This window comes from Spirosoma sp., from assembly GCF_026391055.1.
GTDB lineage: Bacteria > Bacteroidota > Bacteroidia > Cytophagales > Spirosomataceae > Spirosoma.
The window spans coordinates 289,028-315,662 of sequence record NZ_JAPLET010000015.1; the positions used below are offsets into that span (position 1 = coordinate 289,028).

Sequence of the window (26,635 nt, forward strand, 5' to 3'; positions counted from 1 at the left end):
TTAGACTATTAACCATATCAAGTACTCAGACAAATCATTAGTTTTGGGCAAGCTAATATTAATTTAGTATTAAAAAATCATTATCAAATTGTTAACAATATGAAAAGAACTTTTCGTTTCTTTTTGAGCAAAAGGCTACTCATGAACATGATAGCCTTTTTGTTTTATAGCTCACTATGCGCCCAGACGCCCATTCAGGGGACCGTGCTCGATGCCAAGAAAGAGCCACTCGTGGGCATAAACGTATTGGTAAAAGGAACTACGCGCGGAACGGTTACGGATGTGAACGGCAAGTTTATCGTTAATGCCGACCCGGCCGCTACGCTGATTTTTTCGGGCGTCGGTTTCGTCCGGCAGGAAGTAGCCGTGGGAAGCCGAACGGACGTGTCGGTGACGCTTGCCGAAGATAATGCCGTGTTGAGCGAAGTAGTGGTTACCGCACTGGGTATCAAACGAGACAAGCGTTCATTGGGGTATTCTATTCAGGAACTCAACGGGCAGGACATTTCGGCGGCTAAAGAAGCCAACGTAGCTACAACCCTAGCCGGGAAAATGGCCGGTGTGCAGGTGACCCGCTCGGCCAATGGTGCCGGTGGCTCATCGCGGGTTGTTATCCGAGGGGCTAATTCGCTTGTAGGGAACAGCCAGCCGCTGTACGTCATTGACGGTATCCCGATGGACAACCAGAACCCGCGTGCTCCCGGCAGTTCGGGCGGTATTGACTATGGGGACGGTATTTCGAACATCAACTCCGAAGATATCGAGACCATTTCTGTGCTGAAAGGCCCCAATGCGGCAGCGTTATACGGGCAGCGGGGGAGTAATGGTGTGGTGCTGATTACGACCAAATCTGGGAAGAACCGGAAAGGAATCGGAGTTAAATACGGCATCGACTACTCACTCGGGGATGCGCTGGTGCTGCCGGATTTTCAGGATGAATACGGGCAGGGGCTGGATGGTACGTTTACCAACTTCCGGGGCAACGATGGTAAAATCTATACCTGGGCCGCTGCTCAGGCCGCTGGTATACAGGGCGTTCCCAAAATGAGTGGCGGTCGCGACCGATTCACCCGGTCGAGCTGGGGGCCGCGTATGGAGGGGCAGGCGTATGAAGACCAATGGGGTAACCTCCTGAACCTGACCCCGCAGCCCAACACCTTCCAGAAGTTTTTCAATACCGAAAAGCAGATGGTCAACAACCTGAGTCTGGAGGGAGGCAACGACGCAGTGAACTACCGGGTGGCGTATTCCAACACAAATATCAATGGCTACGTACCCACCAATACCCTAAATCGGAATAACATCAGCTTACGGACGGTGGCCAAAGTTACCTCCAAGTTAGAAGCCGATGTGAAGGTCAATTACATTGCTCAGCAGGGCGTAAACCGCCCAACGGTTTCCGACGCGGCTGATAATCCGGCCTACATCTTTATCAGCCAGCCCCGAAGCATTCCAATGGATATTCTGGCCAATTCGGCCTGGACGGCAGCTGATATTTCCAAACAACTTGGCTATGGCACAACACCATTCGTGGGCCTCGAAAAAACCTATGCCACCAACTCGTCAACGGCGAACCCCTACTGGACAATGTCCCGAACCCGCAACTCGGATGAACGGCAGCGAATTATCGGACTGGTCAGACTGAGTTATCAGTTCAACGACTGGATTCGGCTGACGGCCCGTACCGGTACGGATTTCTATACCGACCAGCGGTTTCGTTACCGCGACAAAGGTACCTACGTGACAACCAACAAAAACGGGGATATTACTGAAGAGGTGACCCGTACCCGCGAAGATAACAGCGACGTTCTGCTGTCACTTACACCCAAAGTTTCGGACGATATTTCGTTTTCGTTCAATCTGGGCGCTAACCACCAGCGCTATTACTCGCGCACAACGGGAAATACCGGAAATGAATTTATTGCCCCTAATCTGTTCATTATCAATAATACGCTAACGAATTCGTACGTTTTTGGTCTGACGGAATCGTCCATTAATTCGGTCTATGGGTCGGGTTCGATAGGGTATAAGGAAATGGCTTTCATTGATTTTTCGGCCCGGAATGACTGGTCGTCGACGCTGTCTCCCAAAAACAACTCGTTCTTTTACCCGGCCATCAGCGGTAGCCTTATTTTGACGGATGCGCTGCGGCTGCAGAGTCCTACGCTGAGTTTCCTGAAGGTAAGAGCTTCCTGGGCACAGGCGGGTAGCTCGGGCAGCCCGTACCAGCTCAACGGGAATTATTCGCTGGATCAGTACACACAGGGCGGCATTCCGCTGGCTTCATTTGCGTCGACCATTCCCGATCCTAACCTGAAAAACGAGTTGACCACGTCCAATGAGTTTGGGCTGGAAGCACGGCTGTTCAAAAATCGGGTGGGGGTAACGGTTGCCTATTACAATGCCAGCACCCGAAACCAGATTCTAAACGTACCGCTGCCTCCGTCGAGCACATTTACGTCCCGGCTGATCAACGCGGGCGAAATTCGTAACCACGGCATCGAACTGTCGGTTAATGCCACGCCTGTAAAACTGGCTTCGGGCTTCTCCTGGGATGCTACGCTGAACTACTCCCATAACCGCAACGAAGTGGTCTCGCTGGCCGAAGGTGTGTCGACATACATACTTGGCAGCGACCGGGGCGTGCAGGTTATTGCTACACCCGGCAAGCCATTTGGTACTATTCTGGGCAACGGCTTTCAGTGGCTTCGGGATGGTTCCGGAAATCGGATCATCGACCCAGCCACGGGCCTGCCAGTCAAAACAAATGCAAAGATCCTATACGAAATGGGCAATGCATTACCGAAGTGGATTGGGGGTTTCAACAATGTATTCCGATATAAAGGCATCACTCTGTCGGGGCTGATCGACGTTAGCCAGGGTGGCAAAGTATATTCGCAGAGCTTGCGCGAAGAACTGGTGTACGGCACGATCAAAAAGACGCTGCCGGGCCGCGATGGAAGTTACGTTGCCGAAGGCGTTGTCGGTTCGAAATCGGCCGATGGAAGCTGGACCAGTACCGGGCAGGCGAATACTAAAACAGTACGGGCGCAGGATTACTGGAACGTAGTGGCACCGGACAAAGATAACGTTGTGTCGGAAGAGCTGCTGAACGATGCCAGCTACGTCATCCTGCGGGAAATGACGCTTAATTACAGTTTGCCCGCTAAACTGGTAAGCCGCACGCCGTTCCGTAATATCCGGGCCGGGGTATATGGCCGGAACCTGTTCTATTTACAACGGAAGACCGACGGATTTGCACCGGAAGCCTCCTCTTTTAACGTGAACAACTCGTCGCTGGGCCTTGAGTCGACGGCACTGCCGCTGCTGCGGTATTTCGGGGTTAGCCTGAATGTAGAACTGTAAGCATCACTCCGAGTCGATGCAATTCGTTACTCAAATCTTCATGAATCAATGAAAAAGATACTAAAACCCATTTATATCGCTGTTGTCCTGCTGGTTGCGCAGGGATGTACGGATGACTTCGAAAAAATAAATACCCCACCTACTTCGGTTACGACCATCGACCCCGGTCTGGTGTTATCTAAAGTGCAGCGCGACGCAGCTTTTTCAGAGGGGTTCGAGTACCCTAATAACCAATTTGGCTCCTGGGTGCAGCAGTGGGCAGGTGGTGTACTAATTTCGAGTTCTCGCTACGTACAGCAGGCCGATACCGATCTGTGGGCCAGCCACTATGTGTATTTGCGAAACATCAGCCAGATCAGGAACCAGTTGCTGAAGGGCCTCGAAAATGACCCGAAAGGCCGTACAAAGCTGGCCATCGCCCGAATCGTTGAGATTTCCATCTGGCAGCGCCTGACGGATTTATTTGGCGATGTGCCTTATTCGCAAAGTGCGCTGGGAGTCGAAAATGTGAACAACCAGCCGGTGTTCGACACGCAGGAGGCTATTTACAAATCGCTGATTACCGAACTGGATGCAGCCATCGCCAAGCTTACGGTTGGGGATGAAAGCTATGGCAACGCTGATTTTTATTACAAAGGCGATGTGGCCAAATGGAAGAAATACGGTAATTCACTGAAGTTGCGGCTCGGTATGCGTATTCGGTACGCTAACCCCGCGCTGGCCCAGAAAACCGTTAGCGAAGCCATGGGCCAGCCTTTGCTGGAGTCGAACGCCGATAATGCCGCCATTCCAACGTACAACGATGCCACCAATGCCAACGTACACCCTGTGCTGAACCACTGGCTGGCCGGAAGCCCCGACCTAAAATATCTGGCCGATACGTTTGTAAACCAACTTGTTGCCACCAGCGACCCACGGTTGCCCGCGCTGGTGCAACCAACCGTCAACTCGGTAAAAGCCGGGAAGCCCGCTTATAAAGGCATCGGCGTAGCCCTCACGGACGCGTTGCTGAAAACGATCATCAAAGACGATTACTCTACGGCTTCGCAGACCACGTTTTTCAATAAGGCCTATTCGCCCGCTATCCCCTGTGTTCAGATGACCTTTGCAGATGTGAGTTTCTATAAGTCTGAAGCGGCTCTGGAAGGTTGGGGCGCTACCACCGATCAGGCGGAGAAATTCTATCAGGACGGGGTCAAAGCGGCTATGGCAATGCCCCCTTATAACGTAACGGCTATTCCTGCAACCTACACCGAACTGTCGTTTGCAGGATTGACAAAAGAGCAGAAGCTTGAAAAGATCGGGACGCAGAAATGGATTCAGCTGTTCGGTCGGTCGTACGAAGCCTTTATCGAGTGGCGCAGGATGGGCTATCCTAAACTAACGCCGGGGCCAAATGCTGGTTCGACTAATGGGCAGATTCCCCGCCGGTCGGTATATTCGACCCAAGAGGCTCTGCTCAATAAGACCAACTACGATGCCGCCGTAGCCCGATTTTCCAATGGAGACTCTTACCTGAGCAAAGTGTGGTGGGATAAGCGTTAATTACACCCTCCTAAAATGGATAAGGGGCCGCTTGATCGTTTAAGATCAAGCGGCCCCTTATCCATTTTAGACCATGCTTATTGACTATCAGCTTCGTTCGGACCGGCTATTTTGGCTAAATCCTTATTTTCGGGAAATAGAGCCAGCCCTTTAGTAAGCCACTCATTACGAGCAGTCTCATCTTTCGTGACCAGTTCGTTGTACGAAATCAGGTATTTAAACGCCAGTACGAGGTCCTTCTTGTACCGGTTCCGCTCTTCCTCCTTATCGGCGATCATACTGATAAACTGCTCAAAGTAGGGTTTGGCTTTGCCCTTCATCACCGCTTCTTCGGGGGCGTAAGCGTAGTAATTGGCTTTGGCCCGGTAGAGTACCGTTGGGGCGTAATCGGGTGAGCCTTGTTGAGCCAGTGCCAGTGCCGAATCGGCTAGGGCGAACCGCAGGGTGTCGCGCTCCAGTTTACCCGAACTGTCGCGTTTGAACCCGAGGGTGTAGTTACTCATGCCGTATCGGAACAAATCCTGTACATCGGCTTTAAAGCCGTGCTTAGCCGCCGAATCCAGAATAGCGACCGCTTCGGGGTGTTTTTTGGCCCGGTAATAATACTTGGCGATGTCGCTGTACAGATTATCGGTAGTATCGAAGGGAGCGGCTTTGGCAAGGTACACTGCTCCTAAGGAGTCATCGCTGGCGCTGTCGGTAGCCATGTAGGCCCGGCCAAGGTACTTGTAATCGTCCGGCATGGCTTTGTCCGGCGCTTTTTCCAGGAACGTGTTGATATTCTCGATGGCCTTGTCGGGCTGTTTGAGCGACGAGTAGGCCCAGCCTTTTATGCGGTACACAATCGGGTTCTGGCCCAGGGCTGTCCGGTTGCTGTCGATGAGCGTAACAGCTCGCTGAAAATCGTTGGCCAGAAAGTGGAATTGTGCCTGACGCAGCAGCGTTTCCTGCCGGGCATCGTGCGATACCGTAACGTACTGGTCCATGTAGCTGGCCGCTTCTTTGTATCGGTTGACCAGAAAGTACAGTTCGGCCAGCTGGTTGTAGGCCGGGGCGTACGAACCGTTAGCTTCAATAGCTTTTTTATAATTCTCGACGGCCAGATTCAGGTTGCGTCCCTGCCAGTAAATGTCGCCAATGCGCTGGTATACCCGCGATGGGTTCATGCCCAGTTCAAGTGCACTTTCGTAGCGGGTAACGGCCGTACCCGCATCCTTGTTCAGGTAATGAGCATCGCCGAGGGCCAGCTGAATGGCTGCGTTCTTCTTGTCGCGCTCAGTGGCCTGGTTGAGGTAGTCAATGGCTTTGGCAGCATTGACCGCTTTGGCGTAAACGGGTTTTATTGACCCATTACCGGGGGTCAGGTAGCCTGTATAGGCTTCACCAATTCGATACAGAATATCGGCGTTTTTGCTTTTACTCTTTTTAAGTACCTCGGCCAGTTTAGGCTCGGCACTGGCCGCATTGTTTTCGACCAGATAACTAATGGCCATCCCCGTTTCGTTGAGTGGCGTGCGCTTCTCATCCATCGAAAGGCCTTTGGTAAACCAGATACGGGCCGAATCGGGCTGACCCGAACGCAGGTAGCCGTAGCCCGCGTCGAACAGGCTTTGCATTGACGGGCTTTGCTGCGCGTTTCGGTTCAGCAGTTGCTTGGCCTCCGTAAACTGGCCAAGGTTCATCAGGGTGTTTGCATCGGGAGTGGGGGCTTGCGCCAGAGCCCCTACGGATAATCCCGACAGCAGTAAGGTTTTTATGTACGTTCTCATGTTGCGTTAAGGTTTAGCCTCCTTGTCATGATTGATCTTCTGAAGAAGGCATAGGCAAGGTGCAGTCCAGAACTAAGAAAGGGCTTAAGGATTTCTTAGAATTGCCTTAGAATCGCATTGATGCCACAGTAAGCTATTGATCTTCTGCGAGGGTGGCCTGATAGCCCGCTTTTTGAACCGCTTTCAGAACCAGATCGGCAATGCGGTTGTCGGTGGTTTGTACGGTAAGGAGGTTGTCGGGTGCTTCGGTAGCGATGTTCCAGCCGTCGACCTGCTCAATATCGTTGAGGTTCAGCGTAACAGCGGCAACGTCGTCGCTCGATTTGATGTTAGTCTTGAAATTTAGTGTTTCCATGTCGTTGAGTTGATTGGGTTATGTACCAAACAGCCTCTAGCTGTTTGAGTGATAAGCTAAAAGGGATAGTGATATTTCATCGTGCGCTTAGGTTGTACTTTCCACAAGCAGATGGAAGCTGTTTGGTACATAATTAGAAAAATAGAAAGCTGTCCCGAAACTGGAAGGTGACTGCGCCCAGATACGCGTTTTTGGTAAATACGGCTGCCCGATAGCTACCGGGTTTAAGCGTTTTCGCCGGGCTAAGGCTAAACGAAATCCGTTGTGGATTGCGGCTAAAGTTTACATTCTGTACGGCATGAACGGGTATCACTTCGTTTACATCAGCCAGAGAAACCGTTAAGGCACGCATCGGTTCGGGCACGGCGTTCTGCTGGCTATCCGTCAGGCTCAGATACACATCTTGTGCGCCCTCCAGCCGCAATTCGGCGGGTACACCCAGAGAAATGGTCAGCGTGTTTACTTTTTTAGCTTTTGCCGTTTCCTTCCGGTTGGCCTTGGTGGCTACGACCAGAAATGAATCGCCCGTAACCGCCGACTCCGATACTTTTGTGAGCAGTGAAGCGTTGAGGGTACTTACCTGTTGCTGTAGTTGCTTATTTTGGCTAAGCAACAGGCTGTTGGAATCGGTGAGCCAGTTTATCTTATCTCGAACGGCTTCCATTTGATTTTCCAGACTATCCCGCCGGGTGGTTAGCGTGCTTACGGTCTGATTGAGTTGCCGGATCGTGTTGCCAGTGCTGGAAGCACGCTGCCGGAGTCCGTTCAATTGCCGGTCGTGGGCGGCTACCTGCTCATGCGCAGCCGTTATTCGTTTAGTAAGCCAGCTGTTTTCGTCGGTCGCCGTCTCTAGCTGTCTATCCAGATTGCGTACGTCGCCCTCCAGCCGGAACTTGGCCGATAAAAGCGAATCGGCTCGTTGCTCATTCAGGTCGTTTTCCTTAATCAGTGTTTGGGTGCGCTGCCAATAGTAAAGACCAAAGGCTACAAAAAGCGCAGTTAGCGCGACGAGTACGCCGGTAAGTATGTTGTTTCGTTGTGCCATAGCCTTGTTTATCAATAACGTTTGCCAATTCCGTTGATCCTGTAAAGCTGGCGTAACCGTGTTATAGCCAGCTTAAGGAAACCTTAAAATTTGCTTAGAGAAGGTATTCAGACTAATAGGCTTTTAGGGCGTGTTGGCATACATTAGGTCATGAGCTGAAGCCTGCCGGTACGTTTCCTGGCTATCACGCAGAGTAAATAAGTGCACTAAAACGAATGGAATTTGGCAGTTTGCATTAATTTTCGTCTGGAAAACCGGATAGCCGGTTACATTTTCCTGACCTATACTCACCTTTTATGCTTGTTAATGACCCTAATCTGCGTCGTACCAAACGTCCGGACACTATAGCTCAGATTGGCACTTTCCTGCGCGAACGGTTTAGTCTGGAAGAGGATAAAGACGACCAGGCCGGTGTGGTCCTGTCGATCAGCCGGGGTATTGAGTTTAGGGGGATAAACCTCTGGACACTCATTTTTGCCATTTTTATTGCGTCGATTGGCCTTAATGTCAACTCAACGGCTGTCATCATCGGGGCTATGCTTATTTCGCCGTTGATGGGGCCTATTATGGGTATTGGGCTGGGGGTGGGCATCAATGATCTGGCTATGATTCTGCAATCATTGAAAAACCTCAGTCTTGCAGTGGTTATCAGCCTGATTACCTCAACGGTTTATTTCCTGATCAGCCCCTTACACATAGCCCAGTCCGAATTACTGGCTCGTACATCGCCCACCGTCTGGGATGCATTCATTGCTTTTTTTGGCGGGTTGGCGGGTATTGTGGCGGGTTCACGGCGCGAGAAGATCACCAACGTTATACCGGGTGTTGCCATTGCCACAGCGCTGATGCCGCCTATCTGTACGGCGGGTTATGGACTCTCCATCGGTAACATTTATTATTTCGCCGGGGCTTTTTATCTGTTTCTGATCAACAGTGTTTGTATCAGTCTGGCAACATTTCTAATTGTTCGGTTTCTGGACTACCATCAGAAAGAATACCCGACGCCGGAAGTTGAACGGCGGGTTCGGCATACGATCTGGGTGGCGGTTTTAATTGTTGTCGTACCCAGTACATACCTCGGCTATCAGATTGTAAGGAAAACGATCTTTGAGCAGTCTGCCAAACGCTTCATCGCCAACGAGTGCAATTTTCAGTTTCGACAGGTTATTAAATACGATGCTCATTTTAACCGAAAGCAGAGCAGGCTGGAACTTATGCTGGTTGGTGAGCCATTGCCCAAAGATTCGATCAATCTGTTAACCTCAAAGATGGTTGCTTACGGGCTGGACGATGCAAAACTGGTGGTGCGGCAGGGTAGCTTTAAAGATGCAACCGTCGATGTCGATGCCATCACCACCTCCGTTACAGATCAGGTAGTACGGTATAATCAGGCATCGATTGCCGTTAAAGACCAGACCATCGATTCATTACGTCGGTATATTGACCAGACACAGTCTGAAAGATTACCAATAGCTGATTTACGCGACGAACTAAAAACGCTCATGCCCGATGTTCGGACGTTTACCGCAGCGCGGTCGCTGGTGATGTCCGGCAATAGCACGAAACCCGATACGGTTATGCTGGTGTATGCCCGGTTTTCCCGACGACATACGGCGGCTGAACGGAAGCGTATTGAAAAGTGGCTTCAGACGCGTACGAAAAGTAAGCGGATCAAACTGTTAATTGAGTGAGCAGGCTTACTAGCGCAGTAAGCTTGGCACATCGACCAGCCATACGATCAGCAGGGAGATCAGGAAGAGTATACTCACAAAGATCAGGAGCCAGTCGAGCTTGCGGGTGGGTTTATGATCTGTGAGCTTATCCGCTTTGGTTCGTGCTGTATTCCTGCCCGTAAGTTCAGGATACGAAGACGTAGAATTGGGGCGGGAGATGGTCCTTTTTGGCATAAACTCGCTAAGCTTCGGTGCGGTATGACCCTTTAATACTATACACAAACAAAGCTGCTTCGAATAGCTTAATATCCGCTGATAAATTCCTTAGAATCTCCTTAGAATACAATCCTTAATTTACCGGTAGTGGTTAGTAAGGTCGGCAGGCACTTAACCAGTCTCTAATGATCAATAACCGCTAACCCATCATCAATACGGAATTTCAATAGAGAATACCGTAGGCTGACCTCTTTCTGAGCGAACCATTATCTGACCGCCATGCAGACGAATAATGCGAGAAACCAGCGAAAGCCCTACGCCATAACCCCGGATATCGGCCGTTTGTCGACTTCGATAAAATGGCTCGAAAATGTACGGCAGGTCATCAGCCGGAATGGGGTGCCCTGTATTCTCAACGCTTACATTCAGGGCCTTCGGACTGCTGCTGACGTGTACCTGAGCCCGACCGTCGTCAGCAAATTTGCAGGCATTTTCCGTTATGTTTTTCAGCGCCGTAGCGAGTAGGGTCCGGTTGCCATGTATTGTTAGCTGATCGGGGTCGTCGGGAAGGGTGCCCATACTGACGCTTACCTGATAGCGCGGATTGATCGCCGTTACTTCATCACGAATATCCCAGACAAGCTCGTCGAGCCGTACTGCATCCGTCAATAAACCGGCGGCATCGTCTTGATTTACCTGTGAAAGTTGCAGCAGCTCGTGGGTAAGGTCGGCCAGTTCGCGTACATCGTCGAGCACGGAACGGATCGTTTGCCGGTAAGCTTCCGGCTCCCGCTGATTTAGTAAGCTGACTTCCAATTGCGAACTGATCTGCGTAAGCGGATTTTTCAATTCGTGCGAGACATTGGCAACAAACATGCGTTGCAGCCGAAACGACTCTACCGCCCGGTCCAGCAACCGGTTGATCGTTGCCGACAGCCGACTAATCTCGTCGTCGTCTTTCGTAACAGCCAGCCGTTCATCCCGATTATTGGGAAAGATGGCGCTCAACGTATTGTCAATTTGTTGCATGGGTTGCAGCGCATCGCCCGCGAAAAACCAGCCCGAAAGGGCCGTAATAGCGGCAATCAGCATAAATAGACTCGAAAGGGACCAGATAAGACGTCGTAGAAATTCATCGCCATAGGTGTTTTTTGCACTCGCTATAACGATATACTGGCCGGAAGCCGTCATAAATCGAATCCCGGAGACGTAATATCCGCTTTGCTGAAAGTCTTTCTTTTTCGATTGCCGAATGGTGGCTAATGTTGCCTTGTCGATCTGTAGAGACAGAGCTTCGTTGGTAATGAAGATAATCGAGTCTTTATTATCGAAAATGGTAATTTTCTGTTCGGGTAACTGGTCTTTCCGAATCCGGCCCAGCTGTCGGATCAGCTGAGCATCGAGCCGATGCCGAATAAGCATGTCGCCCGCTGTGGTGGCCTTCCGCTCGAGTCGCCGGTAAAAATCCGAAGAGACAAAATACCAGCAAAAGGCATAGATACTGACAAAGGCAAGCAGCATAATGCTGGATACTAGTCCGGTAAATCGTATCGTAAGCCGCTTACGGATAGTCATATCTTTTTTTTAGTAGGTAGGAATTAGTAGCGAGGAGTTAGGAGGGCTGACCGCACCGGCCGACCGGCGTCAGCAAGAAAACGCGTCAGCCCTCCTAACTCCTTACTCCTTACTCCTCCTTAAACATATACCCCATCCCGAAATGGGTGTGGATTAACTTCTTGTCGAAACCCTTGTCAATTTTCTTGCGGAGGTAATTGATGTACACTTCCACGACGTTGGTGCCCGTGTCGAAGTTTAAATCCCAGACGTGCTCGGCAATGGCGGGCTTGGAGAGGACACGCCCCTGGTTTCGCATTAGAAACTCCAGCAGCGCAAATTCGCGAGCGGTAAGGTCAATGGGCTGACCATCCCGCGTGACCGTCTTGGCGTCCAGATTGATTTCGATACCGCCATACCGGAGCATCTGGGCCGTCATCGTGACTTGAGTGCCTCGTTTGGTCAGCGAGCGTACCCGCGCCAGCAATTCAGCAAACTGAAAGGGTTTAGCCAAATACTGATCGGCACCGGCGTCGAAGCCCATAATACGGTCTTCGGTTTCGTCCAGAGCCGTGAGCATCAGAATGGGTGTACTTACACCCTCGGCCCGGAGCTGGCGACAGAGTTCGTAGCCGTTCAGCCCCGGCAAAATGAGGTCGGTGATAATAGCGGCATAGGTATTTTTGAGCGCCAGCCGTTTGGCAAGCAGCCCATCATAGGCAATATCGACCTCAAACTGGCTCTCTTCCAGCCCCTGCTGAATGGCATGCAGGGTTTTCGGCTCATCTTCAACGACCAGAAGTTTCATAACGTACAGGCGTATGGCAGGGCAAATCGTCCTGCTATACACTACTAACTTATTTTAGGCGGATATGGCCTGATCCAAAGATGTTTTGGGTCTGAAAACCGTTGGGTGTCAGGCTTCGACCAGCACATCGCTCATGCGCTGAAGCAGCGTCTCAACATCGCGCTGACGAGCCAGATGATACCGGGCAAAGGATGTTCCCGGCCCTACTTTCACGGTATAGGCCCAGTTTGGCAACTGCCTGAACATGTCTTCGTCAGTGGTGTCATCGCCGATGCTGACGATGAAATCGTACGGTGTCTGTTCAAAAATAGAGAGTGCCACTGTGCCTTTGCTGTGCAGGGCGGGCTTCACTTCCACCACTTTACTACCCTGAATAACCGTCAGCGGAATAGACGAATCGGCCCGACGCAGCTGGCCGGCCATGTCGTTGGCCTGTGCTTCGATATCGTCGGCGTCGGCCATGCGATAATGCCACGCAATAGCCGTTTCTTTTTCTTCGATGAACGAGCCGGGAAAACGGGAAACAAACTCCGCCATCGTCGAACGGACGGTGTCGACCCAGTCGTCGGCCGATAGATCGAGACGTTCCCAGGGCTGATCGGGTTTTTTCAGAAACGCACCGTGTTCTGCCACCAGATGGACGGGACTGCCCGCAAAGGTTTTCTCCAGAAAGGCTCTATTCCGGCCACTGATAACGACCAGGTCGCTGTTTTCGGCCAGTGTATGCAGCGACTTCTTGATCTCCTCCGATGGTTTTGCCTGCGCCGGATCATTGATGAGCGGGGCCAGCGTACCGTCGAAATCGAACAACAGCAGCCGCTTCTGGGCGTCGCTGAATGCGTTAATAAAAGATGGGATAGGGAGGTCTGTTTCCAAAGTTGACTGAGTCGTTTTAAGGTTGTCGAAAGCCGTGAGGAAGTCGCTGCTCCACCGGAACACGTTATGGTTTTGCAGATGATTTCGCATCTTTATCAAACGCGCTTCCTGCTCGGCTGTGGGCATCAGCAAGCCCTGCCTAATGGCATCGGCAACTTCCTGCTTATCGGTGGGGTTAATGATCAGCGCTTCGGGCAACTCCTGTGCAGCTCCCGCCAGTTCGCTTAGAATCAGAACACCTTTGTTGTCGTACCGGCTGGCTACAAACTCTTTGCAAACCAGATTCATACCATCCCGGAGGGGGGTAATAAGCGCAATGTCACAAGCCGTATACAGGGCCATCAGCTCCGGAAAACTCAATGAGTTGTACGAATAAACAATAGGACGCCAGCCAATCGTGCCGAACAAGCCATTGATCCGGCCAACGGTTTCTTCTATTTCGCGCTTGATTTCCTGGTATTGAGGAATGGTATCGCGGGAGGGGACCACCGTAATCACGAACGTCACCTTGTCGTGCCAGTCGGGGTTTTGATCCAGAAAACGTTCGTAACCCAACAGGCGGTAGGTAATGCCTTTGGTATAATCGAGCCGGTCGACCGAAAAGATAATTTTGTTCTGACGAAGGAGGTTCTGGTAGTGCTGCCGGGTATTCGCCACCGTTGTATCCTGCCCGCTGGTGTTAAACTTGTTGAAGTCAACGCTGATCGGGAAATCGTTCACAATAACCGAGCGGTCGGGCAGTACGATCCGTTGTTCAATAATGGGCAATGCCAGCACCTCCGACACACTTTGCAGGAAATGCTGTACGTAATCGTTGGTGTGGAAGCCAATTACATCCGCTCCCAAGATGCCTTTGATCAGCGCCTGCCGCCAGGTTCGGGGCAGGAGTTTAACGATTTCGTAGGTCGGGAAGGGAATATGGAAGAAGTAACCAATCGTGGCATCGGGCGTTGTCTGCCGAACCAGATCGGGTAGCAGCATCAACTGAAAATCATGAATCCAAATAAGGTCACCCGGTTCAATGAGCGCATTCAACTCTTCCAGAAAGCGGGTGTTGGCCTGCTGGTAACTATCGAAATCGGTTTCCCGAAAGGATGCATAGGAGGGGAAATAGTGAAACAGTGGCCAGATGAGGTCATTGCTGAACCCCTCATAAAACCCTTTATGAATGGCCTCATCCATAAAAACGGGATGCGCCACAAAAGTTTCGTTCTCTAATGCCGGTGCATTTTCCTGCTGCATGGACGAGTCGCCATGACCTACCCAGTGAATTTTTGTTGACTGGTCGCCCTGGTTCTGCCCCATTTGTTCGGCCATGGACAATACCGCCGATACCAGCCCACCCGAATTCTGTTTCAGTTCGGGGCCGTTGTCGGTTTGCTGAATGGTAAAAGGTAATCGGTACGAAACAATAAGCAGGCGTTTATAAGACGACTTAGAAGTTTTCATCAGGTTGTGGTGCGTTACTGAACGCGCAGTGTCTTACTATAAAGTTCGTGGCAGCAAATTAGAGTAGCCTTAAGCAAATCTTAGAAACTGCTTAGAAGGTAAGTAAGCGGTTGAAAGTCATTCTCCATTAGTTCGAGGTATAATCTAAACTTTCTGTATCGCGCAAGGTTTCAACTAAAACCCTAAAAACAGACCGACGGACCGGCTGCTAACGGTTTCAAACAGCCTTAATCGACTCAACTGGTATGATGAACGAAAGCGTAGAACAACTGGATAATCTCCGCTGGTATAAAGATGCCATCATCTATGAATTGCACATAAAAGCGTTTTGTGATGGTAACGGCGATGGCATTGGTGATTTTCAGGGCTTACTCGAAAAGCTGGATTATTTGCAGGAATTGGGGGTAACGGCCATCTGGCTGCTGCCTTTCTACCCGTCGCCCCTGCGCGATGATGGATACGATATTGCCGACTATTACACCATTAACCCGTCGTATGGTACCATCGAGCAGTTTAAAACGCTCCTTCGGGAAGCACATCAGCGTAATCTGAAAGTGATTACTGAGCTGGTTATCAACCACTCATCCGACCAGCACCCGTGGTTTCAGCGTGCCCGACGTGCACCCAAAGGCTCGCCCGAACGCGAGTACTATGTCTGGACCGACGACCCGACGCAGTTCAAGGATGTACGCATTATTTTTCAGGACTTCGAAACCTCCAACTGGACCTGGGATCAGGAAGCGCAGCAGTACTACTGGCACCGCTTTTTCCACCACCAGCCCGACCTGAACTACGACAATCCGCTGGTGCAGGACGAGGTGTTCAAAATGATCGACTACTGGTGCGAACTGGGCGTGGATGGGTTTCGGCTCGATGCCGTTCCTTACTTGTTTGAGCGGGAAGGAACCAACGGCGAAAACCTGCCCGAAACACATGCCTTCCTCAAAAAACTGCGTAAACATGTCGACGATCATTTCCCGGGCGTCGTCTTTCTGGCCGAAGCTAATATGTGGCCCGAGGATTCGGCGTCGTACTTCGGCGATGGCGACGAGTGCCACATGAACTACCATTTTCCGGTTATGCCGCGTATGTTTATGTCGTTGCAAATGGAAGACCGGTACCCCATTACCGACATTTTCGATCAGACGCCCGCCATTCCGGACAGCTGCCAGTGGGCTATTTTCCTGCGCAACCACGACGAGCTGACCCTCGAAATGGTGACCGACGAAGAGCGGGATTACATGTACAAGACGTACGCTAAAGACCCGAAAGCGAAAATTAACCTCGGCATCCGCCACCGGCTGGCACCGCTCATGGGCAACAACCGGAAGCGGATCGAACTGCTGAACAGTCTGCTGTTTTCGCTGCCTGGTACGCCCGTAATTTACTACGGTGACGAGATCGGTATGGGCGACAACGTGTATCTGGGCGACCGGGACGGGGTGCGGACACCCATGCAGTGGTCGCCGGACCGCAACGCAGGGTTTTCGACAACCAATCCGCAGAAACTCTACCTCCCCACTATTCTCGACCCGGAATACCATTACGAGGCCGTGAATGTCGAGAACCAGCGCGGTAATACTTCGTCGCTGTTTTGGTTCATGAAGCGGATGATCAACCTGCGCAAACAGTACAAGGCGTTTGGGCGGGGCGACATGAAATTCCTGAACGTCGAAAACCCGAAAGTGCTGGCCTTTACCCGAACCTACGAAGACCAGACGCTGCTGATCGTGGTGAACCTGTCGAAGTACGCGCAACCGGCGGAGGTGGAGCTGAGTGGTTTTTCGGGTTACGTTCCGGTAGAAGCGTTCAGTAAGAATCCCTTTCCGACCATTTCGAACACCGAAACGTATTTCTTTACCCTGGCTCCGCACGATTACCAGTGGTTTGTGCTGGAAAAAGCGGCTTCCGAAGCGGCCCGCGTATTCCAGCTGCCCGGCGTTCGTGTCAACGACTGGAATGAGTTGATGAGCCAGAACACGCGCATGATGCTGGAAACGAAAGTGCTGCCGGACTATCTCCTCCGGGTAGACTGGTTCGATGATAAAAAGCAGACCATGCGCGGGGTGTCCATTTTGCGGAATGGCATACTACCGCTAGCGGATAGCACAGCCTATGTGCTGCTGCTTGAGGTGTCGTACGAGCGGGGACTGCCCGAGTTGTTTCAACTGGTGGTTGCCTTTGCTAAAGAAGCATCGGCCGAAAAGCTGATCGCTAATTGCCCGCAGGCCGTGCTGGCCAACATGGAAGTTGGCGATGTGTCTGGCGTTCTCTGCGATGGTATCTATCTGACTGATGTTCAGTTGGCCTTGCTGCAGAATATGAGTGGGCCGCAACAAAGTGGGGTACGTAATCTGGAGTTCCAGCATACGCCTAAGTTCGACGAGTACGTGCGCACCCACAGTGAGGTAAAGCCTAAACTGATGCCCGTCAATCCCGGCTATGTATCCATCAGCTATGACCAGTGCTATTTGCTGAAACTGTATCGGCAGGTGGAGATGTCGGTCAACCCCGACACCGAACTCACGCGCTTCCTGTCTGAAACGGCCAATTTCGACTATGTGCCTGCCTTTGCCGGGTCTATTGAACTAAGCACGGCCGAAAAACCCGTTATGCTAGGCACTATGCAGGAACTGGTAGCCAGTCATGGCGATGGAAAACGGTATGTGCTGGAGCGGATCAATAATTTCATCGAACGGATTCTTGCTCGCAACAAAACCCAGCTGGCTGCGGCCATGAATGTGCCGGTCGGTAGTCTGAGCAACCCCATCCCGTTTGAGGATCTGCCTGTCGAGACAAGAGAGCTGATCGGTCAGCGGTCGGCTGATCAGTCGCGCTTACTGGGCACCCGCATCGGGCAAATGCACCTGGCGCTGGCATCCAGCAAAAATATGAAAGAGTTTTCGCCGGAAGAGTTCTCCCTGCACTACCAGCGGTCGCTTTTCTCAGGCTTGCAGTCGCTGGTGCGGGAAAGTTACCAGACGCAGAAACGGAACGTGCAGCGGCTTCCGGAGGGCGTACGGCAGGAGGTAGAACAGATGCTGGAACGGAAAGAAGACGTACTAAATACTCTCAAACGGATTTACGACCACAAGCTGGAAACCACGAAAATTCGGAGTCATGGTGATTTGCAGCTGGAAAAAATCCTGCTCACCGGTAAGGATCTTGCCATTCAGGATTTTGGTGGTGACCCCAGCCGGAGTTATAGCGAACGTCGACTGAAGCGGTCACCCCTGCGCGATGTGGCGTCCATGATTCGCTCCTTCTATTACGTAGGTTATCAGGGTTTTCTGGAAAACAACCAGGTGCCTAAAGAAGAGACGGTGAAGTTGTTGCCATATGCCGGATTCTGGGCGCATTACATGAGCAGCTTCTTCATGAAGGCCTATCTGGAAACGGTTCAGGGCAGTTCGTTTATCCCGAAAGATATCGACGACCTGCAAATGATGCTCGAAACATACCTGCTTGAAAAGGCTATTTCAGATTTCAACCACGAGCTGAACTATCGCCCCGATTGGGTGCATGTGCCGCTGCAAATTATTAAGTCCATCGTCGTTTCGCCCGAAGTCGCCGTGCCGGAACTGGCGTAGCGATGACGGTCCAGCTATAGATGAGTGGTTCTGACCTTCAAGAATTTGGCGGGTAGCTAAATTCTCGAAGGTCAGAACCACTCATTGTTGGTTAAAGTGAGTTTGTTACACCTTCGACGGCGATACGCCGTATGTTTTCTTGAAAGCAAACGAAAAGTGCGACAGGTCTTCAAAGCCTACGTCGAGGTACACATCCGAAGGAGCCTTGCCTTTCTCCTTGATCAGGTAGTACGCTTCCTGTAGCCGCCGGTGAACGAGCCAGTTGGCGGGCGACCGATGGAATATTTTCTCGAAGTCCCGCTTGAACGTAGCCAGACTCCGGCCGCTGAGGTAGGCAAATCGTTTCAGCTCTACGTTGAAATGGTAGTTTTTATTCATAAACGCTTCCAGGTCGATCTTGCCCGGTTCGGTAAAGTCGAAGAGCACATTAGCCAGGTCGGGGTTCGACTTGAGCAGGATGAATATCGCTTCCCTTAATTTCAGGGAAATCAAGTTCTCGTTGCCCGGCTGCTGAAGCAGATGGTAGGGCTTCAGCGACTCGATATAACTCGTAAGAAGTTCGTTTGATTGTAGACGGATAACGGACGAGCTGCCGTCGTGCGGCTTCTCTGCCTTGTAGCCATACTCCAGACTAAACTGGCGAAGGGTATTCTGATCGAGATAAACCGACAGCGACTTGTATTCGCCGTGTTCGGGAGGCTGCTTGCTGAACCTAACGAGTTGATTTCGTTTGTTGATTCTGAAATCTCCTTCATTAAATGTGTAGATGTTTTCTACATCGCTTATGGTTACGGACCCCGCTATCTGATAGCTAAACACATGCTCCGGTACAAACTGCTCGCCCTCCCGACTACGGGTGAAATAACAGGAGTACAGGATTTGAGGAAGTTTATTGTCGTCGCGTTCGGGCATTTTTGTAGCCGTTGTAAAGAACCGGGTGAAACCGTTTCCAGTTCTGGAAAAACTGCTTTATTCTTGTCGTGTGTCGTATGGTCAGTTTCTCAAAATTGACTATACGACACACGACAAGGTAACAACCAAAAATTAAAAAGAGATTTGCTTTACTTGTGCTTAGCGAACAGTTTGCCCAGGTCTGTTTCAAAGAAATTAGCTGATTCATCGTGGTCGGTGGAGACTGTGACGGGGAGCCATTTTTCAAATTCGACTTTTCGGGTGGCATCGGCCTGCTGAAGCAGACTGGCCGCTTCGCTACCGAGTATCAGGTGGATGGGCGGTTCTGGGTGGTCCACCAGATCGACCATGACCTTGGCCGCTTTTTCAGGATCGCCAACGGGCACAAAGCTGCCGCTTTTGAAGTAATTGGCCCGCTTTTCTACTGTTGCCTCGTAACCTTCAACGGAGGGAGCATAGCTCATGGAGTCACCCGCCCAGTCGGTACGGAAACCGCCGGGTTCAACGCTGGTGACCCATATGCCAAGGGGAGCTACTTCTTCGTGGAGGGACTCACTAAAGCCGCTCAACCCAAATTTAGCGGCCTGATAGATGGAAACGCTCGCTCGGCCGATTCGGCCGCCTATCGAACTGATTTGTAGAATTCGCCCCGCCCGTTGCCGACGCATATGAGGCAATATGGCCCGGGTTACCGCGATGGGCGCATACAGATTTGTTTCCAGTTGACTGCGTACCTGTTCGTCGGTGAAGGCTTCCGCAGCGCCGGTTATACCAAATCCAGCGTTGTTGACCAGCACGTCGATACGCCCGAACCGGGCTATTGCCTGTTCTACCGCAGCATTAATCTGCACTTTATCCGTTACATCCAGCTGGATAGGTTGAATCTGATCGGGATAGCGGGACGCTAAATCCGCTAGCTGGCTCGGGTTGCGGGCGGTGGCGGCTACCATGTCGCCTTTGGCCAGAACGGCTTCGGTAAGGCTACGGCCTAATCCTCTTGAACTTCCGGTGATAAACCAAATTTTTTCCATTGTCGTTGATTTTATTTCCAACAAAATTCGGTGTTATCCAATCGGCTCACTTTGCTGAAACGCTCAAGTTCGCTTTGTTGAAAGGCTCAATCCGCACTCGGCTCCACCCGAAACCAGTCGAAATCGGCATAGCCTGAGTCGTTGATCTGGGTGGCTCGGGTGCAGATGATACCCATCTTCGCCCCAATCCAGCGACCGGGTTCAGCCTGGAACTCGGCGCCGGTTTTGGTGAAATTCTGGCCGTCGAGGCTGTAGCTAAACTGGCATTTTGCGCCTTTCAGCACCTGAACCCGCAGGTAGATTGGCGTGCTGGCCGCGACTCGGGCGATGGTTGTCTCGTCTTCCGGCTTCCCGTCGGCGGCTTTTTTACAAACGGTGTACGCAAGCCGGATACCATCTTTGGTGCTTTTCAGCGTCAGGCCGGCATAACTCATGCCCATTATGACGAGCCCTGTTTTCTCATTTTCCAGCTTTGGGTTGGGCGTAAAGGTCAGTTTCGTGGTGGCCATAAAGGTCTCTGCCGGAAACTTCTGCATCAGCAGGTTAGGCACGTCCCACAGGTTGCGGGCATCGTCCGGCGCTTTGGCTGAGTAAAGCCGCAAAAAGCCCTGCTTGCTGGTGGTGTGCCAGATGCCTTTGGGATTCGCCTGCCATTGCCATTGCAAACCTAACGTCAGGCTGTTGAACTCGTCGGACTCCGGTGGGGTGGCTACCGGTGATGCTTTTCCGGAAATGGCTGGTTTTTTATAGGTCAGAACGGGTTCGCCTTTGCCATCGCCGTCGGCATCCACGCCGATAACGGGCCAGTCGTTCACCCATTTCATGGGTTGCAAGTGTACTACCCGGCCGTAGGCGTCTTTATCCTGAAAATGCAGAAACCAGTCTTCGTCGGCTTTGCCCTTGCCTGCGTTCACCGTCACCCAAGCCCCCTGATGCGGCCCGTTGATCGAACTCTTACCCTGGTCCATCACCACTTTTCGCTCGTAGGGGCCATAAATGTTCTTCGACCGTAACGCCAGTTGCCAGCCCGTCGAGACGCCACCCGCCGGGGCAAAAATGTAGTAGTAGCCGTTTCGCTTGTACAGTTTCGGTCCTTCAATGGTGGGGTCGGTTTCATGACCGTCGTACACAATAACGCCTTCGTCCATCACCTTCGAGCCAGCCGCGTTGAGCTTCTTGATGGTCAGAATACTCTTGATTCCCGCCCGGCTTCCCGCCCAGCCGTGCGCCAGATAAACCTGCCCGTCATCGTCCCAGAGCGGGCAGGGGTCAATCAACCCTTTGCCGCCTTCCACCAGCACCGGGTTCGACCAGGGACCGGCCGGGTTGGTGGCTTTGGTGAGGTAAATGCCGAAATCGGGGTCGGGGTAATAGATGTAGAACTCGTTATTATGGTAGCGGATGGCGGGTGCCCACACGCCATTGCCATGCTGGGTTTTCTCGAAATGGTCGAACGGAGGCTGGCGTTTCAGGGCGTGTCCGATGAGGGACCAGTTGACCAGATCTGTCGAGTGCAGAATCGGCAGACCGGGAATAGCGTCGAAACTGGAAGCAACCAGGTAGAAGTCGTTGCCCGCCCGGCACACATCCGGATCGGAGTAATCGGCGTTCAGGACGGGGTTTTTATACGAACCATTCCCCAAATCAGGCACCCAGACGGCGGAGACCGCAGAATTACCGGAAATGGCTTTTGGGTTGCTCGTTTTCGTCGGTTGGGCAACGGCTGGCTGTATTATTAAAAACAGCAAACCAAGGGCAATTCGCCAATTCATACCATTAAGGGTGTTGAGTGATGGGTAACCAGGCCGATTGGCCGGAGAAGATTGTTGCCAGTGTCAACTGCTTAACGTCTTTAGCCGTAAGCTGCTTCGCCCAGCCAACCCGTGCCGATGGACTGCTGCCTGGGCCGGTACTGTTGTATTCAGCGTACAGAACCGTTTTTTCGTTGGCGACATTGTTCCAGTTATCCCAGCCAGCGGGCAGGATGTGGCTGTCCATCTGCGTCCGTACGAAAATGGTTTTGGCATTCGGTCGCCACGGACGGCCCAGGAATACTTTCCTGGCGGCCGGATCGGCGGTGAGTTTGCAATCGAAGAAGATGAATCCGTACCGCTGGTAAACGGGCGTGGCTGCAGCCGTAATGAACGAATCGGACAGGCTTTTGATGGTACACGACTGAAATACGGATACCGACTTGCCGAAGATAAAATCGGTCGTGCCTTCGATGTAGCAGTTTTCGTAATACTGACGACTGCCTTCGGCGGCTGCAAAAAGGGTATCCTGATTGCCCAGCAAATTACAGTTCCTGCAAATGAACCGGTCGGCTTCCACGTGCAGCGCCACCGCCTGACCCACCCGGCCAGCGGTGTTCCGAATGGTCAGGTTTTCGAGAATCGTTTCCGGCGCATCGACCAGCACCGTGTACGTCGTATAAGTGCTGTATTTATCCTTCCCGGTCCAGTCTTTCCCGCCGGGATACGCTTTCCCGGAGAAGTCATCGCCGGTGATGATCACGCCCTCTTTGCTTTCACCAATGATGTGAATGTTTGGCTTCCAGGAGGGGATGACCAGCTTTTCGAGATAGACTCCGTTCCTGACATAGAGCGTCACCGGAACCTGCGAGTGGTCTCGGAATGAGTTGACTGCTTCCTGAATGGTTTTGAAATTCCCACTGCCATCCTGCGCCACGGTAAATGAAGCCGGATAAGTCACCGACGTCGGTGGCGTCGTTTGGGCAAAGGTGCTGTTGATGAGTAGGGTGGCGAAAAGGAATAAAAGGTTTTTAATCATTGGTAATGATGTTAGGTCTTGCTGTTTTATAAGCCACCCCACGGCAGCGGCCCGGCTCGGCATAGTCTGTGACTATGTCGTGGCGTTATCCGGTCTCTAACCGGTGTAACTGAATTGATTAGTACACCGGTTAGAGACCGGATAACACCCGAACGTAGTTATAAACTACGCTCAACGGGGAGAGGGTTTCAGTCACGATCATCAAACCGCCAGCTCCATTGGCTTGCTGCTGAAGCCGAAATAGGATTTTGCGTTGCCGTAGCAGATCTTCTGAACCACCTGGCCCGTCCAGTCGATGTCGTCGGGTAGTTCGCCGTTTTCGATGTCGTTGCCGAACAGGTTGCAGAGAATCCGGCGGAAATACTCGTGGCGCGGGTAACTCAGAAAACTGCGCGAATCGGTGAGCATGCCCACAAACCGGCTCAGCAGCCCCATGTTGGACAACGCATTCAATTGCCGCTCCATACCCTCTTTCTGATCGAGAAACCACCAGCCCGAGCCAAATTGTACTTTACCCGCTACGGACCCGTCGTTGAAGTTACCGATCATGGTCGCCATCAACTCATTATCGCCGGGGTTGAGGTTGTATAGAATCGTTTTGGCTAATTTATCCGTTGTGTCGAGCCGATCGAGGAAGCGAGCCAGTGCCCGCGCCTGCGAGAAGTCGCCGATGCTGTCCCAGCCGGTATCGGGGCCGAGTTGGCGCAGCATGCGGGAGTTGTTGTTGCGCAGCGCACCGAGGTGAAACTGCTGGGTCCAGCCTTTCTCCCAATCCATCTCAGCCAGATACACCAGCATAGCCGATTTGAATTTCAGTATTTCGGCCTCCGTCAGTGCCTGCCCGGCCTGCCGTAGTTTGTCGAAAATAGCGTGGATTTCGGCTTCCGTGTAATCTTCGGCATAAATCTGCTCCAGTCCGTGGTCGGAGAGTTTACAGCCCATAGCCGCAAAGTAATCGTGCCGCTGGCGCAGCGCATCCAGAAAATCGTTGAACTTTCTGATCTCCCGGTTGCTGGCCGCTTCCAGCCGGGTAACATACTGATTGAAGGCGGCAGCGTCTTCGACCGCCATGGCTTTGTCGGGCCGGAAGGTGGGCAATACGCTGATCTCGAAGCCCGCATCGAGCAGTTTCTGGTGGTGTTCCAGCGAATCGACAGGGTCGTCGGTGGTGCAAACGGTCTCCACGTTCATCCGGCGGAGCAGGTTCCGCACCGAAAAATCCGGTAACTGGAGCTGCTCGGTACAACTGTCGTAAATCCGGCGCGCACTATTTCCGTTGAGGGTTTCGGTTATGCCAAAATACCGCTGCAATTCCAGGTGCGTCCAGTGGTAAAGCGGGTTGCGCAGGGTATAAGGTACGGTTTCGGCCCACTTCTGGAATTTGGCGAAGTCGTCCTGCTTGCCGGTGCAATAGCTTTCATCGACACCATTGGCCCGCATGGCCCGCCACTTGTAATGGTCGCCGTAAAGCCAGAGCTGAGTCAGGTTATCGAACGTCAGGTCATTGGCAATCTGGTCGGGAGGCAGGTGACAGTGGTAGTCGATAATTGGCATCGGTTTGGCAAACTCGTGGTAAAGTTTTTGGGCCGTTTCCGTTTGCAGCAGGAAGTTGTCGGTCAAAAAGGATTTTTTCATGGGTAATAAGATGACTGAAAAGTTGTGTATCGAGGTAGTTTCCTATAGTGAAACGCCCCGTTTCCAGGGAATGAAGTCGTCCTGCCCATGGCGCATGGCCGCTACCTCGAGTGTGCCACTGGCTACCTGAATAATCTGCTCCAGCAATCGCTCTCCGGCTTGTTCGATGGTCTCGTCGCCGTCGATGATGGTACCCGTATTGACGTCGATGATGTCGGGCATCCGGTTGGCCAGGGCGGTGTTGCTGGCAATTTTTACAACGGGCGCAATGGGGTTGCCGGTCGGGGTGCCCAGCCCCGTGGTGAACAGCACGACGGTAGCGCCCGAAGCGACCTCGGCCGTTGTCGATTCCACATCGTTGCCGGGTGTACAGAGCAGATTCAGCCCCGGTTTGGTGACCAGTTCGGGGTAGTCGAGAACAGCCACTATGGGCGATGTACCCCCTTTCCGGGCCGCCCCCGCCGACTTCATGGCATCGGTAATGAGCCCGTCGCGGATGTTGCCCGGTGATGGATTCATGTCGAACCCTGACCCGGCTTCCTTAGCGCGCTGGGCATACGTGCTCATCAACGACCTGAATCGCCCCGCCGTTTCGGCGTCCATACTCCGGTCGCAAAGTTCCTGCTCCACCCCGCAGAGTTCGGGGAATTCGGCCAGGATAACGGTGCCGCCGAGGGCCACCAGCAAATCGGACGTGTGCCCCAGGGCGGGGTTGGCCGAAATACCCGAAAAACCGTCCGAACCCCCGCATTCGAGCCCAATTGTTAGTTTGTTGAGCGGTGCCGGTTGCCGCACGCAGTCGTTGGCCTGCATTAGCCCCGCGAAAGTTTGCCGCAACGCCCGGCTAATCAGGGCTTCTTCGGTACCGATGGTTTGCTGTTCGAGCACAAACAGCGGCTTGTCGAACTGCGGGTTTCGCTTTTGAATCTCTTCCTGCAACATACCCACCTGCGCATTCTGGCAACCCAGACTCAGTACTGTGGCTCCGGCTACGTTCGGGTGAGTGATGTAGCCCGCGAGCAATCCGCACAGCGCCCGGGCATCCTGACGCGTACCGCCACAGCCGCCTTCGTGCGCCAGAAATTTCACTCCGTCGACGTTGGGGAACAGGCGGGTCGGCTGCCCGAACGCCTGGTTCGGCTGCTCCAGATCGGCCTGTAATACATCTTCTACCGTTCGACCGGCCTGTACCAGTGCCATCAACCCCTGCGTCTGGTGCTGGTAGGAATTGCGTCGACCGTAGCCCAGGTCGTGAACGAGGGCCTCTTCCAGCACCTGAATATTGCGGTTCTCGCAGAAGACGAGGGGCACCACGAGCCAGTAGTTGGCCGTTCCTACCCGCCCATCCGACCGGTGGTAGCCCATAAATGTCCTGTCTTGCCAGCAGTCAACGGCCGGGGGTGTCCACTGGTAAGATGCCCCTGCCAGATCGTAGCTGTCGGTCGCGTGCAGCACGTTGAAGGTGGTGAGTCGGCCACCCGCCGGAATGGCCTGTTTGGCTTTGCCGACCAGTACACCATACATGGTGATGGCATCGCCGGGGGCAAACGCCCGGATCGCCAGTTTGTGTTTGGCCGGAACGGCTTCCGTCACGATCAGAGTCGAGTCGTTCCAGTATACCCGGTCGCCGGGTTCGAGATCGGCGAGGGCAACGAGTACGGAGTCGGCGGGGTGTATTTTTAAAACGGTTTGTTTCATGTTGTCAGGGCTTTGTCGGCGTATCGTTTGGGGTGGGATAGATACGTTTACCCGCGTTAAAATTGTCTTTTTTATAGAAATACGCCTGACGGTCAGCCAGCTGTTCGGGGTATTCTCTGACGAAGATTAAACAGGCTCTTCCTGTGAAAGAAGTGTCCGGAAGTATTTATTCACGCAATCGTTATCGGGAACGTTGCCGAATTCAGCCGTTTCCTGCCGAACGGATACAGTGGGGTAAATAGGAGTTGTTTTCAGAGGTCTGGAAGGTGTGAGGTGAGCCCTGATAGATTTTGTGCTTTTTTAAGTTGAGTGCCCCTAGTCGC

At 52.4% G+C, this 26,635-nt stretch carries 17 protein-coding genes; 4 read left to right on the top strand and 13 right to left on the bottom strand.

Annotated features, from left to right (window positions below; all coding sequences use genetic code 11):
* The first annotated feature begins 99 nt into the window (after positions 1-99).
* Positions 100-3,366 carry a SusC/RagA family TonB-linked outer membrane protein gene (locus NT073_RS06875; RefSeq protein WP_297370790.1) on the top strand — a complete coding sequence of 1,089 codons (3,267 nt, stop codon included), beginning with the start codon at positions 100-102 and terminating at the stop codon, positions 3,364-3,366.
* A 48-nt stretch (positions 3,367-3,414) separates the two neighbouring features.
* Positions 3,415-4,911: a SusD/RagB family nutrient-binding outer membrane lipoprotein gene (locus tag NT073_RS06880; RefSeq protein ID WP_297370791.1), complete on the top strand. Its 1,497-nt coding sequence runs from the start codon at positions 3,415-3,417 to the stop codon at positions 4,909-4,911.
* A gap of 77 nt (positions 4,912-4,988) precedes the next feature.
* Here the strand turns inward: NT073_RS06880 and NT073_RS06885 are convergent, their stop codons facing one another.
* The 3 genes from NT073_RS06885 to NT073_RS06895 all read right to left on the bottom strand — a co-directional run bounded on the left by NT073_RS06885 (position 4,989) and on the right by NT073_RS06895 (position 8,080).
* Positions 4,989-6,680 (bottom strand): tetratricopeptide repeat protein, encoded by a 1,692-nt coding sequence (locus tag NT073_RS06885; protein WP_297370792.1) that lies wholly within the window; start codon positions 6,678-6,680, stop codon positions 4,989-4,991.
* A gap of 133 nt (positions 6,681-6,813) precedes the next feature.
* The gene (locus NT073_RS06890) at positions 6,814-7,035 is read right to left on the bottom strand and encodes a copper chaperone (RefSeq protein ID WP_297370794.1); all 222 of its coding nucleotides are present in this window, start codon (positions 7,033-7,035) and stop codon (positions 6,814-6,816) included.
* 133 nt (positions 7,036-7,168) lie between these two features.
* A complete protein-coding gene (locus tag NT073_RS06895; protein WP_297370796.1) occupies positions 7,169-8,080 on the bottom strand; it encodes a hypothetical protein in 912 nt (303 codons plus the stop codon).
* Positions 8,081-8,376: 296 nt separating this feature from the next.
* Between NT073_RS06895 and NT073_RS06900 the strand changes: the two genes are divergently transcribed.
* Positions 8,377-9,771, top strand: a complete 1,395-nt coding sequence (locus NT073_RS06900) for a DUF389 domain-containing protein (RefSeq protein WP_297370798.1) — start codon at positions 8,377-8,379, stop codon at positions 9,769-9,771.
* A gap of 9 nt (positions 9,772-9,780) precedes the next feature.
* Here NT073_RS06900 and NT073_RS06905 read toward each other — a convergent pair whose 3' ends face one another.
* From NT073_RS06905 to NT073_RS06920, 4 genes are all read right to left on the bottom strand, one after another.
* Positions 9,781-9,987, bottom strand: a complete 207-nt coding sequence (locus NT073_RS06905) for a hypothetical protein (protein WP_297370800.1) — start codon at positions 9,985-9,987, stop codon at positions 9,781-9,783.
* 192 nt (positions 9,988-10,179) lie between these two features.
* Complete coding sequence (locus NT073_RS06910; protein WP_297370802.1) at positions 10,180-11,544, bottom strand: HAMP domain-containing sensor histidine kinase; 1,365 nt, start codon at positions 11,542-11,544, stop codon at positions 10,180-10,182.
* A gap of 109 nt (positions 11,545-11,653) precedes the next feature.
* Positions 11,654-12,331, bottom strand: a complete 678-nt coding sequence (locus NT073_RS06915; RefSeq protein WP_297370804.1) for a response regulator transcription factor — start codon at positions 12,329-12,331, stop codon at positions 11,654-11,656.
* 108 nt (positions 12,332-12,439) lie between these two features.
* On the bottom strand, positions 12,440-14,656 hold the full coding sequence (locus NT073_RS06920) for a bifunctional alpha,alpha-trehalose-phosphate synthase (UDP-forming)/trehalose-phosphatase (protein WP_297370805.1): 2,217 nt from the start codon (positions 14,654-14,656) through the stop codon (positions 12,440-12,442).
* Positions 14,657-14,901: 245 nt separating this feature from the next.
* Between NT073_RS06920 and treS the strand changes: the two genes are divergently transcribed.
* A complete protein-coding gene (gene treS / locus NT073_RS06925; RefSeq protein WP_297370807.1) occupies positions 14,902-18,246 on the top strand; it encodes a maltose alpha-D-glucosyltransferase in 3,345 nt (1,114 codons plus the stop codon).
* 105 nt (positions 18,247-18,351) lie between these two features.
* On the opposite strand, the gene NT073_RS06930 is transcribed toward treS, so the two are convergent.
* The 6 genes from NT073_RS06930 to NT073_RS06955 form a co-directional block, all read right to left on the bottom strand.
* The gene (locus NT073_RS06930) at positions 18,352-19,158 is read right to left on the bottom strand and encodes an AraC family transcriptional regulator (protein ID WP_297370808.1); all 807 of its coding nucleotides are present in this window, start codon (positions 19,156-19,158) and stop codon (positions 18,352-18,354) included.
* A 149-nt stretch (positions 19,159-19,307) separates the two neighbouring features.
* Positions 19,308-20,189 carry an oxidoreductase gene (locus NT073_RS06935; RefSeq protein ID WP_297370810.1) on the bottom strand — a complete coding sequence of 294 codons (882 nt, stop codon included), beginning with the start codon at positions 20,187-20,189 and terminating at the stop codon, positions 19,308-19,310.
* 86 nt (positions 20,190-20,275) lie between these two features.
* The gene (locus NT073_RS06940; RefSeq protein WP_297370812.1) at positions 20,276-21,961 is read right to left on the bottom strand and encodes a glycoside hydrolase 43 family protein; all 1,686 of its coding nucleotides are present in this window, start codon (positions 21,959-21,961) and stop codon (positions 20,276-20,278) included.
* Between the two features lie 4 nt (positions 21,962-21,965).
* On the bottom strand, positions 21,966-22,979 hold the full coding sequence (locus tag NT073_RS06945) for a pectinesterase family protein (protein ID WP_297370814.1): 1,014 nt from the start codon (positions 22,977-22,979) through the stop codon (positions 21,966-21,968).
* Positions 22,980-23,180: 201 nt separating this feature from the next.
* Positions 23,181-24,614, bottom strand: a complete 1,434-nt coding sequence (gene uxaC, locus NT073_RS06950; RefSeq protein ID WP_297370816.1) for a glucuronate isomerase — start codon at positions 24,612-24,614, stop codon at positions 23,181-23,183.
* Positions 24,615-24,656: 42 nt separating this feature from the next.
* Positions 24,657-26,312, bottom strand: a complete 1,656-nt coding sequence (locus tag NT073_RS06955; protein ID WP_297370818.1) for an altronate dehydratase family protein — start codon at positions 26,310-26,312, stop codon at positions 24,657-24,659.
* Between the last annotated feature and the right edge of the window lie 323 nt (positions 26,313-26,635).

What these genes read in the sequence shown, in the direction of transcription:
- NT073_RS06875 (WP_297370790.1), top strand. Translation starts at nt 100, where the DNA reads ATGAAAAGAACTTTTCGTTTCTTTTTGAGCAAAAGGCTACTCATGAAC.
- NT073_RS06880 (WP_297370791.1), top strand. Translation starts at nt 3,415, where the DNA reads ATGAAAAAGATACTAAAACCCATTTATATCGCTGTTGTCCTGCTGGTT.
- NT073_RS06885 (WP_297370792.1), bottom strand. Translation starts at nt 6,680, where the DNA reads ATGAGAACGTACATAAAAACCTTACTGCTGTCGGGATTATCCGTAGGG.
- NT073_RS06890 (WP_297370794.1), bottom strand. Translation starts at nt 7,035, where the DNA reads ATGGAAACACTAAATTTCAAGACTAACATCAAATCGAGCGACGACGTT.
- NT073_RS06895 (WP_297370796.1), bottom strand. Translation starts at nt 8,080, where the DNA reads ATGGCACAACGAAACAACATACTTACCGGCGTACTCGTCGCGCTAACT.
- NT073_RS06900 (WP_297370798.1), top strand. Translation starts at nt 8,377, where the DNA reads ATGCTTGTTAATGACCCTAATCTGCGTCGTACCAAACGTCCGGACACT.
- NT073_RS06905 (WP_297370800.1), bottom strand. Translation starts at nt 9,987, where the DNA reads ATGCCAAAAAGGACCATCTCCCGCCCCAATTCTACGTCTTCGTATCCT.
- NT073_RS06910 (WP_297370802.1), bottom strand. Translation starts at nt 11,544, where the DNA reads ATGACTATCCGTAAGCGGCTTACGATACGATTTACCGGACTAGTATCC.
- NT073_RS06915 (WP_297370804.1), bottom strand. Translation starts at nt 12,331, where the DNA reads ATGAAACTTCTGGTCGTTGAAGATGAGCCGAAAACCCTGCATGCCATT.
- NT073_RS06920 (WP_297370805.1), bottom strand. Translation starts at nt 14,656, where the DNA reads ATGAAAACTTCTAAGTCGTCTTATAAACGCCTGCTTATTGTTTCGTAC.
- treS (WP_297370807.1), top strand. Translation starts at nt 14,902, where the DNA reads ATGATGAACGAAAGCGTAGAACAACTGGATAATCTCCGCTGGTATAAA.
- NT073_RS06930 (WP_297370808.1), bottom strand. Translation starts at nt 19,158, where the DNA reads ATGCCCGAACGCGACGACAATAAACTTCCTCAAATCCTGTACTCCTGT.
- NT073_RS06935 (WP_297370810.1), bottom strand. Translation starts at nt 20,189, where the DNA reads ATGGAAAAAATTTGGTTTATCACCGGAAGTTCAAGAGGATTAGGCCGT.
- NT073_RS06940 (WP_297370812.1), bottom strand. Translation starts at nt 21,961, where the DNA reads ATGAATTGGCGAATTGCCCTTGGTTTGCTGTTTTTAATAATACAGCCA.
- NT073_RS06945 (WP_297370814.1), bottom strand. Translation starts at nt 22,979, where the DNA reads ATGATTAAAAACCTTTTATTCCTTTTCGCCACCCTACTCATCAACAGC.
- uxaC (WP_297370816.1), bottom strand. Translation starts at nt 24,614, where the DNA reads ATGAAAAAATCCTTTTTGACCGACAACTTCCTGCTGCAAACGGAAACG.
- NT073_RS06955 (WP_297370818.1), bottom strand. Translation starts at nt 26,312, where the DNA reads ATGAAACAAACCGTTTTAAAAATACACCCCGCCGACTCCGTACTCGTT.